Here is a 16,634-nt window from a genome sequence, read left to right as displayed (position 1 = left end):
ATCTCTTCCACCCCGAGGGGCGGTTTTTGGCGGTGGCGGAGGGATTTGAACCCTCGGACGGGGGTTGCCCGTCACGCGCTTTCGAGGCGCGCTCCTTCGGCCGCTCGGACACGCCACCGCCGAGGACAATATCAAGGTCGATGACGAATGAAGAAATCGCGCAGCCGCGCACCCGCCTCGTCGGCCATCACTCCACCCACGACCTCGGGCCGGTGGTTCAACCGCCGATCGCGGACGACGTCCCACAACGACCCGACCGCGCCCGCCTTCTCGTCGTACGCCGCGAAGATCAGCCGCTCCAGCCTGGACAGCACAATCGCGCCGGCGCACATCGTGCAGGGCTCCAACGTGACGATCAGCGTGCAGCCGGTCAGCCGCCACTCACCCACGTGCCGGGCGGCCGCCCGGATCGCCAGAACCTCCGCGTGCGCGGTCGGGTCCCCGGTCAGCTCACGCTCGTTGTGGCCGCGCCCGATCACCTCGCCGGCGGCGTCGACGACGATCGCCCCGATCGGTACGTCGGGCAGCGCCTTCTCGCCCTCGTCCAAGGCGAGGCGCATCAGCCGCGCGAACTCGCGCGTCAGAGCCGGACTAACCAAGAGCTTCGATCGCCTCATGGAACTGGTTGCCGAACCCGAGCGTCTCGGCGATCTCCTCGAGCATCTCCTCCGGGTAGAGGTCGACGTCGTCGCACAGCGCGCCGAGGTCCATCGCGCTCAGGCCGAGATCGGCGAGGATCGCGAGGTCGCCGGCCGGGACCTGTTCGTCGTCGTCCTCGGCGAGCGGGATGTCGAGCTCGTCGACGACCTGCCGGGCCAGCGGCCACTCGGTCGCCGCGGTCACGTCGGAGATGAGCAGTCGCGCCCGGCCGCCGAGCACGCGGACCAGGACGAAGAAGTCCTCGTCGACCGAGATCATCCCCAGGACGCCGGCCTCACCGGGGTACCGCCGCAGTGCCGACACCAGCGTGGACAGATCGGGCTCACCGCGCAGCACCAGCGGTGTGACGGTCCAGACCCCGTCTTCGGTGTAAGCGGCGACCGCGAAGTCGAGATCGGTGGTCATCGGCCCAGCCGTGGCATCAGACACCGGTTCATCGTCGCAGACTCCCGCCGTACACGGGAGGTTTCTGCGATCTCGACGTGGTATCAGATCCACCAACGGTCAGTGATGGTACGTCGCTCTCCGCATCGCCTCCCGGAGTTGCCGCACCCTGGCCCGGCGCGGCGCGATCCGGTCGCGGAGGGCGCGGACCTCCTCGCGCTCGCGCAGGAAGGCCGCTCGGCGGCGCAGACGATCTAGTTGCTCAGGGCTCTTGGCGTCGGTCATCGGGTCGACTCCCTGGGGGCGAGGCAGGCAGAATCCAATGCACTTTCGAGTCTGACAGCGCGCGAGGTTTCCCGCGCCGAATCGCCGACCGGTACCGTTCGGACTTATGCAGATCCTCGTCGTGGACCATCCGCTCGTCGCCCACAAGCTCACCGCGCTGCGGGACGAGCAGACGGATTCGCCGACGTTCCGGCGACTGACCGAGGAGCTCGTCACGCTGCTCGCCTACGAGGCGACCCGGGACGTCCGCACCGGACCGGTCACCGTCCAGACCCCGGTCGCTGAGGCGCAGGGCGTCAAGCTGACCGCCCCGAAGCCCTTGGTCGTTCCGATCCTGCGCGCCGGACTCGGCATGCTGGAAGGGATGTCGCGGCTGCTCCCGACGGCAGAGGTCGGCTTCCTCGGCATGATCCGGAACGAGGAGACCCTCGCGGCGTCGACGTACGCCGAACGCCTGCCGGAGGACCTGTCCGGCCGCCAGTGCTACGTACTCGACCCGATGCTCGCAACCGGCGGCACGCTGTCCGTGGCGATCCAGTTCCTGGTCGACCGCGGTGCCGACCACATCACCGCGATCTGCCTGCTCGCCGCCCCCGAAGGCGTCGCCCGCATCGAGGCGGAGCTCGCAAACCTGGACGTCCCCTGCAACCTGGTCATCGCCGGCCTCGACTCCCACCTCAACGAAAAAGGCTACATAGTCCCCGGCCTAGGCGACGCCGGCGACAGGTTGTACGGCGTAGCGCAATGAAGGAAAGAACAGAAAGCTGAAGTAAGAGGAGGCGACGCCGGCGACCGCCTGTACGGCGTAGCGCAGTAAAGCGAGTTGGTGTCGCAAACACCTCGGACACCGCTGCGCGGCTGATCTGTTGCCGCCTTCGGCGGGCGCGCGAACTGCAGATCCGCGCTCATCTCGTTTGCGCGCAGAGGATGTGGTTGCGCGGTCTCCGGGCTGCTTGATCGTGCCAGTCGAGCTGGCGTGCCTCAAGGGCGCCTTCGGCGTCGCTGCGCGATCTTCGACCCTTGACCCACACCACCCCGACCAGGGAAGGACGCAGCTATCCCGGAGCCGCTCACCCGAGTGGTCGCGCGCCGAGGTGTGAACACGGCGGCGGATCGGTGTGAGGGTGGTGGGACGGGTGTGGTGGCATGCGGGTCACGGCGAGGGATATCCCATGAGATTGACCGTTCTCCCGTCGGGATTTCACGGGAGAACCAACCATCTCGTGGGATAACTCATGAAATGGAGGCCGCCGGGGTCGGGTTCGTGGTCGGTGGCGGGATTCGCCTTGTGGGGAAGGGGGTTGGGAGGATGTTTAGCCCGGATTGGGAAGAGATCCTCCCCTGGCTGGCTGTTTGCTAGACGGTGGTGGGGAGGTCGGCGGATTCCAGGGAGACTAGTTGGGCGGGGGTGGGGGTGGTTAGTTCGGCTAGGCGGTGGGCTTGGCGTTCGGTCATGGCTTGGAAGATTTGGCGGGCTGAGCGGCCGTTGCCGAAGCCCTCGCCGCGGGGGAGTTGCTCGAACAGGGTGGACAAGGCTCGGTGGGCGTCGGGGCTGAGCTCGTACTGGTGTTCGCGGGCCTGGAGTTCGACGATGGCGACCAGTTCGGCGGCCGTGTAGTCGTCGAACATCAGCGTCCGGGTGAAACGGGACGACAACCCGGGGTTGGACCCGATGAACCGCGACATGTCCTGCACGTACCCGGCCACGATCACGACCAGGTCCTCGCGGTTGTCCTCCATCATCTTGACCAGCGTGGCAATCGCCTCGGCACCGAAGTCGTTGCCGATGCCAACGGGTGACAGCGAGTACGCCTCGTCGATGAACAGCACCCCACCCATGGCCTGGGTGACCGCCGCGGTCGTCTTCGGCCCGGTGTGACCGACGTACTCGCCGACCAGCGACGTACGGTCGACCTCCACCAGGTGACCGCGCCGCAGCAACCCAAGCGCCTTCAGCACCCGCCCGTACAACCGAGCCACCGTGGTCTTACCCGTCCCAGGGTTGCCCGCGAAAACCAGGTGCCGCGACAGCGGCGGCGCCGGGAGACCGGCCTCCTGCCGCATCCGGACGGCCTGCATCAGCTTCACCATCGACTGGACATCGCGCTTGACCCGATCCAGGCCGATCTGGTCGTCGAGCTCGGCCAGCACGTCCTCGAGCGTCTCGTCGTCCGGCGGCATGCTCTCGGCCAAAGCCCCGATCGGGGTGATGGAAGCCATGCCGGCGGCGGCCGCGAGTGGCGTCTCGTCAACCATCGGTACGCCGTCGACCGTGCAGTCCTCGAAGACCGGACTCGCCCCGTCCTCCTGCCCGACCGCCTCAACGCACTCCCGAATCCGCAGGTGCTGGAAGACCGGCGCGGACCCCTTGCTCAAATGCAACGCCGGGAACTTCGTGCCCGTGACGTCACAGTCGGCGTAACTACCCCCAGCCTTCTCAGCCAGGAAGATCCCGTTCTTGGCAACCGACGCCACCCGCAACGCCCGCACGGTCGGCGTCGCGCCCGACCACACCACCAGGCCCGTCCCGGCGCAGTCCTCGATCGTCGACGCAGCGATGTCCGCCGCCGCACCGGCGCCGACCACGATCCCCGCCGCCTTCGCGTCGCTGACCCGAACCGCGTCGATGCTGACCAGGCCCGCGCCCGCCAACTCGATGCCGGTGGCCCCGGTTCCGCGGACCGAGGACGACCGGAAGCCTGTCGCCGCCGTGGATTCGAGGTGCAGGCCGGTCTCACCGCCGACGATCCGGCAGTCTTCCGCCTCCGTCGTGGCCGCGTCGATCACCGACAGTCCGGTCAGGCCGACATCGTTGATCCCGCACCTGGTCAGCTCAACTCGCGACGACGCGGTCGCGTGCACGCCGTGCTCCGCGCCTTCGCGGACGAGACAGTCCGTCAGCCGTGCAACCGCCGTACCAGTCAAATGCACAGCGCTGTACGACGGCCGATCGAGGCGACTGTCCGTCAGTGTTGCAGTCGCGGAATCCGTGACCAACAAGGCGTTAGCGCCCGCATCAGCAACCGTGCACCCGGCCGCCACCAGCTCGGCCTGATCCTGGACCACCAGCCCACTGGCCCGCGCATTCCGCACCCGGCAATCCATCAACTCACCACGCGCTGTCCCGGCCGCATGCACCCCAGGGCCGCCAGACTCGTCGATCCGTACGTCGATCAACCCGGCCGTCGACCCGTCTTCGAGCAGGACCCCCGCCATCCCGGTCTGCCGAATCACCCCATCAGTCGCATCAAGCCGACTCGAACCCCGCAACCGGAATCCGTACCCGGAGACCCCCGTCAGCCGCAGCCGCGATGCCTCCAGAAACGCAGTGCCCGACAGCACCACCCCGATCCCGTCGATCGACTCGATCACGGTGTCGTCGGCCTTGGCCCGAACCCGCCCGGACAGATGTACGGCGGCCAGTCGCCCCTTCTCCACCCGAGACCGATTGAGCATCAGCGTGGTCACGCCGTACCCGGTCAGGTCGGAGCCCTGCTCGGTACCTTCGTTGCCGCGGGCATGGATCCGCCCGCCGCTCACGACACAGTCGTCGAGCAGGAGACCGGCACCGGGCGCGACCCCGATCGCCGGGGTGTTCCCGCTGTCCTCACCGCTGGTCCGGATCGCCAGTCCACGCAGCGAACATTCGAGGCCCTCGGCAACCACCGTCGGTTCCCCGGGTACGCCGGTCAGCGTCACGCTGCCCTGGCCCTGTTCGGCCATCACGATCACCGACCGATCCAGCCGGAGCTGTTCGACGTACTCGCCGGGGCTCACGACAATCACGTCACCAGGCGCGGCGGCCCGCAGCGCCTCGGAGATCCGGCGGAAGGTTCCCCGCCCTTTGGGGGCGACGTAGCGGTTGGTCACTCTGCTCCTTGCACGCCCGGTGGTACCCACAAGCCGGAGTTCGTCGTCATCGTCTGCGGCACCGTAACACTGCCCGGAAGCACCAGGTTCGAGGTGGGCGACTGGTACCACGACGGGTTGATCGAGGCCCGGTAGGCGTTGGTCAGGAAGATCCCCTGGATCGACTTCTCGAACATCTTGAACGGAATCTGCACGAAGAAGTCGCCGACGCCCTGGCGGTGGAAGAACCGCGACCCGCCGAATCCGGTGGTCAGGTTCTTCACCAGGCCGGTGCTCACACCGGTCGTCAACGAGGCCACCGCGTTGATCGCGCCGTCGCCGACCGCATCCCAGCCCGACAGCTTGACCGTCTTCCCATCGGCGTTGGTGACCCCGAAGATCGCCGCGTTCATCGTGCCGTTGACGAAGCCGCCCAGTACGGACGAACCCAGGTTGAAGCCGTAGTCGAAGACGCCGCCGCGCCAACGCAGCGCAGCTTCGTTGCCGGCCCACTCGTTGGACCAGGTCCTGTCGTTGTTGATCGGCCGCCGGTTGAAGTGCTTACCGCCGTCGACGTTGGCGAGCCCCAGCTTGAGGTTGCGCAGTTCGCCGCCGAGCTTGGTCTCGAGCAACGCCGTGGAGACGCCGGTCTTGATCGCCCCGCTGACGGCGGCGTTCATGAGCGCCTTCAGCGCGTCCTTGCCGGTGAACGGCCGGTTCTGCGCGGCCGCGACGATCGCGTTGACGATCAGGTTCGCGGTGAACTCGAGCACGAACTCCTGGCCGAACTCGATCAGCGCCTTCTGCCAGATCAACCTGGACCCCGGCGCGTACCGTGCCTCCCGGAACGCCGCGCCGCCGGGCGGGGTGACCAGGTTGCCGTTGAGGGTCCAGTCGGACTGGGTCAGCCACGGCATCCGCTGCGGCTCCCGCACCCGCCGGCCCCAGCCACGGACCTCGCTCAGGGCGCCCCGGAAGTCGTACTCGTTACCGGTCAGCCGCAGCTGCCCGCCCTGCAACTCGAAGACCAGACCGTTGTCGGCCCGCTCACCGAGCAGATTCCCGTCCCGGTCGTACAGCTTCCACTGCCCGTGCCACGCGTCGGACTCGAGGAAGTTGTCCCCGAACTGCATCCGCTCCCGTACGACGGTGCCGTGGTCGAACTCCTTCCACCGTCCGAGCTGCGTGATCCCGTTCTCCAGCTGGTACTCACGAATCCGGACCGGCCCATCCAGGTGCAGCGGCGTTTCACGCACCACCTGTGCGGCCGCGCCGTCGACCCCCGGCATCAGGTCGCGACTGTAGTCCGCGCCCCTGACCCAATCGGGTCGCCAGCCACCCGTGCCCGTGCTCCACATCCGTTCCAGGTGCACCGACCCGGCCACCGGGTTCCCGAACTTGTCGAACTCGCCGCTGCGCCAGCCGTTCGGCGTCCACCACGAGTCGACGTACCGGCCGCCGTCGAGCATCCGCCGGTCGCGAACAAGGTTGCCGGCGGCATCGAAATCACGGAACGAGTCGTCCCACGAGAGCCTGTCGTCGGTGGACCCCCGGAACGAGAGCCGCTCGCCGCCACGACCGCCGATCGCAACCCCGTTGAGATCGACCTCGCGCCAGGTCCACCGCGACGAGGTGGTCGAGCCGATCGCCTCGATGAAGACCCCCTCGCGATCGGGGCTCCGGAACGAATGGCCGACCAGGTTGCCGTGCGCGTCGCGGTCCTTCCAGATCGTCTGGATCGACGGATCCGAGTACTCGCGGACGACGCCACCCGGCTTGCTCTCCCGGACGACGACCCAGTTCCCGTCCACGTCCTTGACGTCCTGCCAGCCGTCGCGGCCGAACAGCCGCCACCCACGATCGGCACCGGCCTCCCACCCGACGCCACCACTGGGGTGCGCCACCGGCGGTGCACCCGCGAGGTCGCCGACCTTGATCTTGGTGCCGTCCCCGAGGGTCCCGGACGCGCGGACGAAGTTGCCTCCTGCATCGAGATCCACCAGCCCGCCGTCGTTGCCGACGTACCGGGTGCCGTGCTGATCGCCCTTGCTCCAGCTGAACAGCTGGAACTTGTTGTCGCTGTGAAGGTACGCCGACGGCCCGGCCGGACGGGCATTGTCGAAGAGCGGTCCGTTCCGGACCAGGACCGGCGGCCGTTGCTCGCCCTGCCGGATCACGGTCAGCAGCTCGTTGCCGCCGTTCATGGCGCTGCCGGATTCCTTGCCCTGGCGGGCGAACTGAAGCCATGTGCCGTCGTGGACCGCCGCGCCGTCGATCCCGCGGGTCATCGTGTACTCGCGGAACTGGTCGGCAAGCTCCGGTCGATGCCAGGCGCCCCACTTCTGCTGCGCGACCACGGTCTCGACGCGGGTTCCGACCGTACGCGTGAAGGTGTCGGTCCAGCCGTCACCGATGCGCTCAAGCGTCCGGTTGCCTTGGGCAATCAGTCCACCGTGGTCGTCGTACCGGAACCAATGCCAGTTGCCGTCACCCTGCTTGATCGCCAGCACATGCCCGGTGCCGGCGTTGTACTTCTGCAGCCCGTCCCGGTACTCACGGATGGTCCGCATGGAAGTGTCCACATCGCGCCACCCCGACCCGGTGTTGTCGAAATGCCGCGTACCCCAGCCGGTCAGACCACCCGTCTGGTCGTACGTCGCCCATCCGGTCCGGCGACCGAACCACCCGAAGCCCAAGGTGTCCGTACGCCGGAAGCTGTCCAGCACCGAGCCATCAGGCAGCCAGCGCCGCTCGAACACATCCACCGGCTTGCCGGTCGAGCTGAGCAACTTGATCTGCCCATTGCCCGCACCCGACACATCCACGCCACCGTGATGGAAGATCCCGGTGCCGATCGCACCCGTCCGATCGACCCGGTGCCAGGTCCCGTTCAAACGGTCGACAACATAGGTGTACGGCGTCGCCCGCCCACCCTGGACGACCGGGAAACCCTGCTCTGCAAGGGATCCGGTCCGGGTGAACTGGTGGTACTCGCCACCCCGCGGCCCCGGCCCGGTGAGCTCGAGCCGCACGCCACCGTCCGCGTCGATCGTGACGGTGTGCGGCGCGGGCATCGCCCTGCCGTCGCCCGTGGTCCAGGTGACGCGACCGTTTTCGCGCGTGACCTGGCCGCCGGCAGTGCCGAGCGCGTGGCCGTCGAGGTTCGTGACTTCGCGGACCACACCGCCCTGCAGGTTGAAGACGTCGTACCCGCCCGGTCTGGTGACCCTGATCTCGCCGGTAGCCGCGTTGAAGGTGACGTCCCGGCCGGGGATGGGCTGGAAGGTGTCATCCAGTCGCCGCGCGCCCGTTGCGGTGATCTCCAGGAAGCCGGTTTCGCCGGGCAGGTTGACGGTGTGGCCCTGGGCCTGGAACGTCCCGGTGCCGTCGTACACCCGATAGTTGCCGCCATCAACGACTCTGTAGCCGCCGGCAACGTGGTCGACAGTCCCGGTACCACCTGCCGGGTCGTGCAGGAGGAGGTTGTGGTTGGCGTCGTGGATGACGATCCGCTGATCCGGTAGCGGGATCTGCCGGTCCAGGTAGAGGCCGGCGTCGTCGAAGGTCCGGGCGATGCCGGTGTTCTCGGTGACGCGGAAGCCGCCGTCGAACGTGGTGACGTCGCCGGACAACCTCGTCCCCGCGTCGTCGATCAGGCCAGGCTCCATCCCGTGCGCGCGGTAGAGGAAGACTTGGCCGAGATGGTCCGGATCGGCGACCCGGATGCCCGTCCCGGTCTGGATGCCGTTGCGGCCGTACCAGCTGACGCTGCCGATCGAGTCGTCGCTGATCCGGATTTGGCCGTTGCCGAGGAGGTCGGCTCGATGGTTCGGGACCGGCTTGCCCTGGAAGTCGACCAGCCGGATGCCACCGCGTGGGTCGGGCTCGGTGAACAGGGTGCCGTGGACGTTGAACTGGTCGGAGAGCACCCGGCCGTCGGCGACATGTACGCCGTTGACGTCGTACCGCTGCATGTGGCCGTTCGGCCCGAGGACGCGGAAACCGCCGTCGTCCAACTCCTGCACGCGGAAGCGTCCGGCGTCCAGTCCGGTCACCTGCGGGCGCCCGGCGTTCGGTCGGACCACGGTGAAGTGCTCGTACTGCCCGGTCAGCGGGAACTGCCGCTCGGGCTGTATGTGCACCATCTGAACAATGACCGGCTCCGGGTTGATGCCAAGAGCGGTCTTGCCGGTGATGTCGTCCCACATCCCCGGGTGGTGCGTCATGATCCACTCGGCCTTGGCCTGGGCGGGTGCGATCTTGACGACCTTGTCCGTACTCCAGCCCGCGAACCGCCGTGGCTCGCCGGTGTCCTTCGGGAACTCGACGCGGTACCAGTCCGCGAACGCATCCCGGTTACCCGGACCGGAGACGAAGTCCTGGATCTTCGCGACCCCGGCCGTTCGGCCCGCACCGAGCTCGGCGAGTGCGTCCTTGATCTCCGCGACCGCGACTTTCTGCTGCGGCACCAGGTGTTTCAGCCCGTCCGGCACGGTCCGGAACTCGAACAGCAGCGCGCTCTCACCGGCGATTGTGACGTCGTTGATGCCGTGCCCGGCCACCTCGCCGCCACCCAGGATGTACGCGCGGACCTCCTTGGCGATCGCCGGGTCGTCGAAGATCGAGGTCTCCCGCAGCAGCTTGAGCACCTGAGCCCGGTCGCCGGCCGACAAGCCGTCCAGGATCGTGCTCGGCGCCGTCCGCGGCAGCACACTCCACTCGTTCTTGACGGCCGGATCGGTCAGGCCCGGGAACGGCGACCGGCCGGGGAAGTCACCGATCGGGATGCCGTGCTTGTCCACCTGCTTCGCGGTGAACGACATGATCGACTTCAGATACGTGTACGACGATTCCACCTTGGCGGGATCGTCGAGCAGGTTCGGCGGCAGGTTGCGCAGGGCGTCGTCGGTGCGGAACTCCGGCTTGTACCAGGGGTTGTCCCGCAGCAGCCGCAGTTCGTTGGTCGCGTCAGTCCCGAACTGGGTCGCCTTCACGCCGACGGTCAGCTGCTGGCCGCCCAACGGCATCGAGACACTGCCCGGCTCGTCGAGATGGAGGCCGCTGCCGGGGGCGAGGACGTGGCGCTCGTTGGTGATCTGTAGCGCGAACTTCCCGTTGGTGATCGCTTCCAGCGGCTCGTGCGGGTTCGTACCGATCCGGCCCTTGAAGACATCCAGCACGAACTGCGTGGCGTCCTGCCGCAGGGCGGTCGACGCGATGTCGTCCAGGTGGGACGGATACGTGACCAGCTCGACCGTGTGCGTCTTCCAGGCGCCGCCGTCGGCTCCGGCGATTCCCTTCGGGTTGCGGTACGTGCCGGTGCTCATGTCCTTGGTGATCATGATCACCGGCGCGTCGGTGTCCACGTGCTTCACGAACGCGAACACCCGATCCGTGCCCTCGCGCAGCGCGACCACGAGCCCACTCAACTCGCTCTCGCTCCCGAACGACACCCCGTCGAACGTCTTCCCGAACCCAGGCGCCACCGCCCGCCTGCCGACGCCAGGTACGACGGCCCCCGGCGCATGCCCGGCATTAGTCGCCGCAGGCAACCGCGGCGCCGGCGGCGGCACCATCAGCTGCGGCGGAGGCGGAGGTGGCGGCGGCGCAACCTGCCCCGCAGCGGGCGGCGGCGTCTCGACGTGCGCGGCGGGCGGGGGTGGTGCGAGGTGTTCGGTGGCGGCTGCGCCTTGGAACTGGCCGTCGCGGGCGTACCGGAACTCGCCGTCGGGCGTCGTGACGAAGACGTCGTCGCCGAGGGCTCGGGTCGACGAGCCGGTGTCGCCGAGGGTGCCGTCCATCCGGCCGGCGCCGCCGCGCAGGTTGACGACCTCTCCGGCCAGCGGACCGTCGGTCAGGTGGATCGACTGCCCGACCAGGTTCGGCCGGTCGAAGCCCTGCTGGAAGTCCCACCGCGCCACGGTCTCGCCGTTCGAGCCGATCTTGGTGACCGTGATGTCGCGCCCGTTCACAGACCCGGTGAACGACTCGGCGCGCGACCCGGCGAACTGAACCTCGCCGTTCTCGACCTTGAACGAGACGCCACCCGCCGGAACCTCGTGGAAATCGCCGGCCCCGTCCAGCTTCGGCCGCTTCTGCACGCTCTTGACCTCGGCACTGACGACATCGAAGTCCAGATCGTGCGCGCGCTTGAACCCGGCCTTCGCGATCTCCAGATCCGCCTTGGCCGAATCCAGGTCCAGCTTGACCTGATCCCCGACCACCGGACCCGAGCTCGGCCCGTCGTTCCGCCCGCCGTGCAGGTCGAAGGTGTGCGAGGCCTTGGTGAGGTTCGCCTCCGTCTGCTGGATCCGCGCGAGGTCCTCCAGCTTCGCGTCGACCATCGGCCCGGTGTCGCCGGGGCGCCGAACCACATCGGCCTTCAGGCCCCGATCCATCGCCCAGGTCTCGTTGAACGACTGCGCCTTCCACTCCGTCGGTGTGAGCTTGAGGAACAGGTCGTTGTTGTGCAGCGTCCCGGCTCGCAGGTCGGTCGCGATGTTCGCGAAGCTCTCCCCGCTCCACCCGTGCTCGAACGTCGTCCTGTCGCCGATCTTCGCCGTCACCGAGACCGAGTCACCGGCCACGTCGTGAGTGACCGTGATCTCCAGGTCCTTGCCGAAACCTGGCTTGGTGACCGTGATGTGGTTCGTCAGCCCGTCCGGGTCCAGCTTCGAGATCGCCGTGACATCGTGCAAATCGTCGAACTTCTGCAGCTTCGCGACCTCGAACGCACCCGCGAAGTCGTCGAACGCCGTCTCCGCGGACAACCCCGGCCAGCGCTCGTTGATCAGGTCGTCCAGGTAGTTGTCCGGAATCTGGTTGGCCCGGACCGGGATCACCGTCAGCCCGTCGCGCTCGAAGATCGGCTCGTCGGTGCGCTGCAGGATCGACGGCGACAACGTCACCTCGAACTGCTCCGCGTTGAACGGCTTCCCTTCGCCGCCGACCGGGTGATAGCCCTCCGGATACGACAGCGCCAGCTTCCCGTGTGAGGGCGGAACCTCGATCTTGAACACGACCCGCTTGGCCGGATCCGCGCCCTCGGCCCACTGCGGCTGGAACTTCCAGTCGCTCGAGGTCGACATCGGCAACCGTTCGATGAAGTGTTCCGACTGCGCCGCGAGTGGGTCCATCGCCATCCCGCGATAGACGGTCGTCGTACCGACCGGTCCGTCGGTGAGCAGGCTGTCGGCGACGTCGTTGAACTCGCGGACGTCGCGAAGCAGGTTCTGGGTGGCGAGCTCCGGGTGGACGTACCCGCCGAAGCCGCGCTTGCCGGTGAACGTGGACGTGCGGATCTTGACCATCATCTCGCTGACGAAGGTGTACTTGTCGGCCGCCGTCAGATGGGTCCGAGAGATCTCGGCCTGCGCGACCCAGTGGGCCAGGTCCTCGCCTTGGAGGTGCGCGGGCGGTGTGAGGTCGGGCAGGTCCCGGGTCAGACTCGGGCCGAGCCCGACGAAGGAACCCGATCGGTCGTAGACCATCGCGCCCTGGCTCGACGGCACCTTGAAGGTGTCGTTCGCGTACTGGACCCGCACCTCGCCGAAGTCGTCGGTCGTCCGCACACTGTCGGGCCGTCCGTTGCTGATCGGAATGTCGAGCTTGTCGCCGTCGAACGGTCCACCGGTCAGCGTGAGCTGGTCGTGCTTCAGCACCGGCCAGTTACGGGCATTCAGCTCGTACGACAACGTTCGTACGGCGGAACCGTCCGCGCCGTACTCGGTGATCGTCAGCGCCCGCCCGTCCAGCACGCCCTCGAACTGATCGGCCTTCGCCCCGGTGAAATGGACGTTGCCGCCATCAACGATCTTGAACGCCGCTCCGCCCTCGGGGATCGGGAACTGGCCGGGAGCACCGCCGAGGAGTCGTGGCCGTTCCTTGAGCGATTGATTCAGCAGGTCGTCCAGGTGGAGCTGGACGTCGTCGGCGTTCGCGCCCCACTTGGCCTCGAAGGTGTTCTTCGCCGTACTCAGCTCGGCCTCGGCCCCGTGCAGGTCGGCACGCACCAGGTCGCCGATCGACGGACCGGTGGACGGCCCGTCCACCCGGCCACCGTGAACCTCGACGTCGCCGGCCAGGGTGTCGATGTTGGCCTGCGCCTGACGGATCTGGTGGAAGTCGTTCTCCCACCCGGTCCCTTCCGGCGCCTTGCCCTTGCCTGCGACCTCGGACCACTTCGCGGGCGTCGGCATCGACTCGAGGTCGATATGACCGTGCAGCACGTTCGCGCGCAGGTCCGAGGACAGATGCGCGAACTGCTGCGCGTTGAAGGTCCGGTCGAACGTGTGCACGCCGTCGGCCGCCCAGACCACCCGGACCGTGTTGGCCTTCGGATCGCGCAGGACCGTGATCACGATCTCGTCGGTGAAACCCGGCTTGCCGACGTGAACGGTCCGGGACAACCCGTCGACGCTCGTCGTCACATGGACCGTGACACCGTCCATACCGTCGATCTTCTGGAGAGCAGCGGCGTCGAAGGACTTCGCGAAGTCGTCGAAGACCGACGCCGAGTCCAGCCCGGTCACCTTCGAGTTGACGACCTCGTCGAGCTTCACGGCCGGCAGCGGCCCCGCGGTGCGCAGATCCGTCGTGACGTTCATCGCGTCGGTATCACCCGGCTTGTGGAACACACCGGCGTGGCCGGCCACGTCGGTATCGCCAATGTTGCCGCTGGTCGGGGTCTGCAGCTTGCCCTGCCCGTCGTAGTGCCACTGGGCGCCGTCCGGGCCCTTCACCTGGACCACGCCGTGGTCGAGCTGCTGGATGACGAGCTTGTCGGACAGCGCGCTCCCGTCCAGCGCGGTGATCCGGAAACCTCCGTCAGGAGTCTGGATCAGGACCCGGTCGTCGATCCGCGGCATACCGTCGGCCTTCGTCAGCCGCACGCCCTGATCGATCGCCATCCCCGTGCTGTCGAACCGCGTCGTCACTCCGGTCGAGGTGTCGGTGAACCGCAGCCCGCCGCCGCCGAGCGAATCCAGGCGACCGTTCGGCCCGCCACCGTGCAGGTCGAAGGTGGTCATCCCGTGAAAACGTTCGACCTTGACGACCGCGTTCGGGAAGTCTGCCAAGCCCTGCAACGCAACGTCGGTCTGGCCCGGTCCGAACGCGTGGTCGCCCTTCCCGTGAAACGTCGACGGCGGGAGAGGTACGTCGGTCTTCGGTACGGCGACCGCCTGAACATGCGCGGGTGGTGGGGTGGCCAGGTTCTGCATCCCGGCCAGGTTCACGTCCTGGAGGTGAACGTTGCCGGTAGCACCTAGCTTGAGGTCGGCGGCGCCACCGTCCAGCAGGTTGAAGGCCGCCTTCAGGTGCTGCACCATCGGCGAATCGAGACCCTGCATCGGGACGTGCGCCGGAGCCGGCCCGAGCGCGATCTCATCAAGCGATTTCCAGGCGTGGGCGGCCTGGAAGCCGTGCGTGATCTGGTCGCCGATCGAGGTCGCGAAGTGCGGGGAGATCGCTGGCACGTTGGCCCGCAGGCTGCCACCGACCAGGTCGTTGACGGTGCTCGCGGGCGGTGCCGCGATATGCATCGAGCCGACGTTGCTCGTCGCCGGCGCCGCCACGTGCACGCTCGCATCGACGTGAGTGAAGGTCGGTGACACCGGGACCGCGAGGTTGCCGGTCACACCGTGCAGAGCAGGCGAGGCGAAGTTCCCCGTGGTCGGCAGGCCGTCGACCAGCCCCTTGATCCCGTTGACGCCGGCCGTGGCGGGCTGTCCGATGTGCATCGCGGGCAGGTCGGTCTTCAGGTTGCCCGCCAGCCCGGTGGTCTCCGGGACGTGCAGACCGTTCTGCAGGTGGGTCTCGGGGACGGCGCTGAAGCCGATCTTGTCGGGCGTCATCCCGGCTGGATCGATGTGGATCTCGTCGGTCGCGGTGAAGATCTTGCCGGCCTTGAAACCACCTTCGGTGGCCAGGCCCAGGTTGTTGATGTGGATCGCCGGGATCCGCACCTCGGGCGCGGTGAGGTGGTCGAGGAAGGCCCGGCCGAACGACGGGGCCGGCGGCGGGACCGGGACCTGGCTGACCCCGCGGCCGACCGCGCCGATGACCTCGTCCGGGAGCTTAGTGGGCAGGCCGAACACGTGCTGCCCGGCGAATCCGCGCCCGATCACGCCGACCTTCAGCGCCTTCGTGAACGCCTCGAACTCGGTCATGTTGGGCATCGCCCGGAACGCCCGGAGGTCGTCGGCCGCGACCGGCAGGAAGATCCGGGTCCACTGCAGGCCGCCGAAGTGCGTACCGATGAACTGGCCGGTCCCGACGACGAACTTGCCGATCCCCCGGCCCACGGCGCTCAGTCCCGAGCCGATCGCGACGGTGAGCTTGTCGAAGCCAACGCCCAGCTTGGTGATCGCGCTCAGCGTGAACGCGCCGAAGTTGGTGGTCAGGTTCACGACCTGGATCGGGAAGGTCCGGATGTTCTTGATCACCGTCAGGCCGGTGTCGGCGAACTTGACGATGGTCGCCACGATCGGCAGTCCGCGCAGGCCGGTCAGCCCGGTCAGCAGGAAGTCCTTGGTGAAGACGTTCCGGAAGCCGTTCGCGACGCCCTTGACGATCGAACTGATGCCCTTGCCGATCCCCGACATGATGCTGAAGATCGGTAGCGCCTTGGTGGTCGGCGCGATCAGTCCCAGGCCGGCCAGGAACACGTCCAGGAAGCTGCCGTCGCCCTTGGCCATGTCGACGACGGCCTTGATGAACAGCGCGAGGTTGACCCCGAGCGCCAGCAGCGCGATCGGGCCGCCGAAGATCAGCGCCGGGATGATCAGGATGATCGCCAGCCACTTGAACGCTTCCCAGAAGAGCTCGCAGGACGAGACCGGGAGGTCGATGTTGACGCTCTTGATCCGCGCGGCGTAGCCGGACGCCTTGTCGCTCTGGTCGGTTCCGGCCTGCTTGGCGAGGTTCTTCTGGTGTTCCCGCTCCGGGTCGTCCTCGGCCAGTCCGCGGCCGGCGTTCAGCGCGGCGTCGGCGATCCGCTGCTGCTCCTCCACCACGCCGCGCCACTCCGTCAAGGCGGTACCCGCGGTCTCGAAGGCGTTGGCCACGTCCTCGATGTGGTCCTTCAGCTTGCCGTCCACCTTGCCGCGGAGCGCATCCGCGGTCGCACCGACGAAGACGGCGTCGTTGTTGGTGTTCATCACCGAGTTGATCGCGTCGGAGATCTTGCGCGCCTTGCCGCCGAGATCCGACAGGACCGTGGCCAGTTCGCCGATGGTGGCGGGTTCACCGGGCGTCGGGTCCGCGTCGAGTCCGATCGCGTCCCAGTCGGTCGGCCGCCCCATCCAGCCCTCCTCGGTCCTGTGCCCCAGCTGACCCCGTCCATGGCGGCCCCGAGGGGTCCTCCGTACTGACCACGCGGGACCGGCCCTCCGGGTTCAGATCGAAATGAACCGAACCAGGTGCCCTGGCGTGGTCAGTACGGAACCGTCGGCTGT

General features: G+C 67.9%; 6 protein-coding genes and 1 tRNA gene. 1 reads left to right on the top strand and 6 read right to left on the bottom strand.

The features are described 5' to 3' along the window. Positions 1-27 precede the first annotated feature (27 nt). The 4 genes from ACWF4Z_RS28570 to ACWF4Z_RS28555 form a co-directional block, all read right to left on the bottom strand. A tRNA-Ser gene (locus tag ACWF4Z_RS28570) sits at positions 28-118 on the bottom strand. Positions 119-131: 13 nt separating this feature from the next. Further along, positions 132-560, bottom strand: coding sequence for a nucleoside deaminase (locus tag ACWF4Z_RS28565; protein WP_452246317.1), 429 nt, complete (start codon positions 558-560; stop codon positions 132-134). Between the two features lie 31 nt (positions 561-591). After that, a complete protein-coding gene (locus ACWF4Z_RS28560) occupies positions 592-1,089 on the bottom strand; it encodes a tRNA adenosine deaminase-associated protein (RefSeq protein WP_452246242.1) in 498 nt (165 codons plus the stop codon). A gap of 75 nt (positions 1,090-1,164) precedes the next feature. Then, the gene (locus ACWF4Z_RS28555; RefSeq protein ID WP_452246241.1) at positions 1,165-1,329 is read right to left on the bottom strand and encodes a hypothetical protein; all 165 of its coding nucleotides are present in this window, start codon (positions 1,327-1,329) and stop codon (positions 1,165-1,167) included. A gap of 106 nt (positions 1,330-1,435) precedes the next feature. Between ACWF4Z_RS28555 and upp the strand changes: the two genes are divergently transcribed. Then, positions 1,436-2,077: a uracil phosphoribosyltransferase gene (gene upp, locus ACWF4Z_RS28550; RefSeq protein ID WP_452246240.1), complete on the top strand. Its 642-nt coding sequence runs from the start codon at positions 1,436-1,438 to the stop codon at positions 2,075-2,077. Positions 2,078-2,685: 608 nt separating this feature from the next. Here the strand turns inward: upp and ACWF4Z_RS28545 are convergent. Both ACWF4Z_RS28545 and ACWF4Z_RS28540 read right to left on the bottom strand, forming a co-directional pair. After that, entirely contained in the window at positions 2,686-5,199 is a 2,514-nt protein-coding gene (locus ACWF4Z_RS28545; protein ID WP_452246239.1) for a right-handed parallel beta-helix repeat-containing protein, read from the bottom strand. Then, the gene (locus tag ACWF4Z_RS28540; RefSeq protein ID WP_452246238.1) at positions 5,196-16,481 is read right to left on the bottom strand and encodes an actin cross-linking domain-containing toxin; all 11,286 of its coding nucleotides are present in this window, start codon (positions 16,479-16,481) and stop codon (positions 5,196-5,198) included. The genes ACWF4Z_RS28545 and ACWF4Z_RS28540 overlap by 4 nt, the downstream gene beginning before the upstream one ends. Positions 16,482-16,634 lie beyond the last annotated feature (153 nt).

The organism is Kribbella sp. NPDC055071 (genome assembly GCF_053608045.1).
This window is presented reverse-complemented; position numbering and strand designations above follow the sequence as displayed.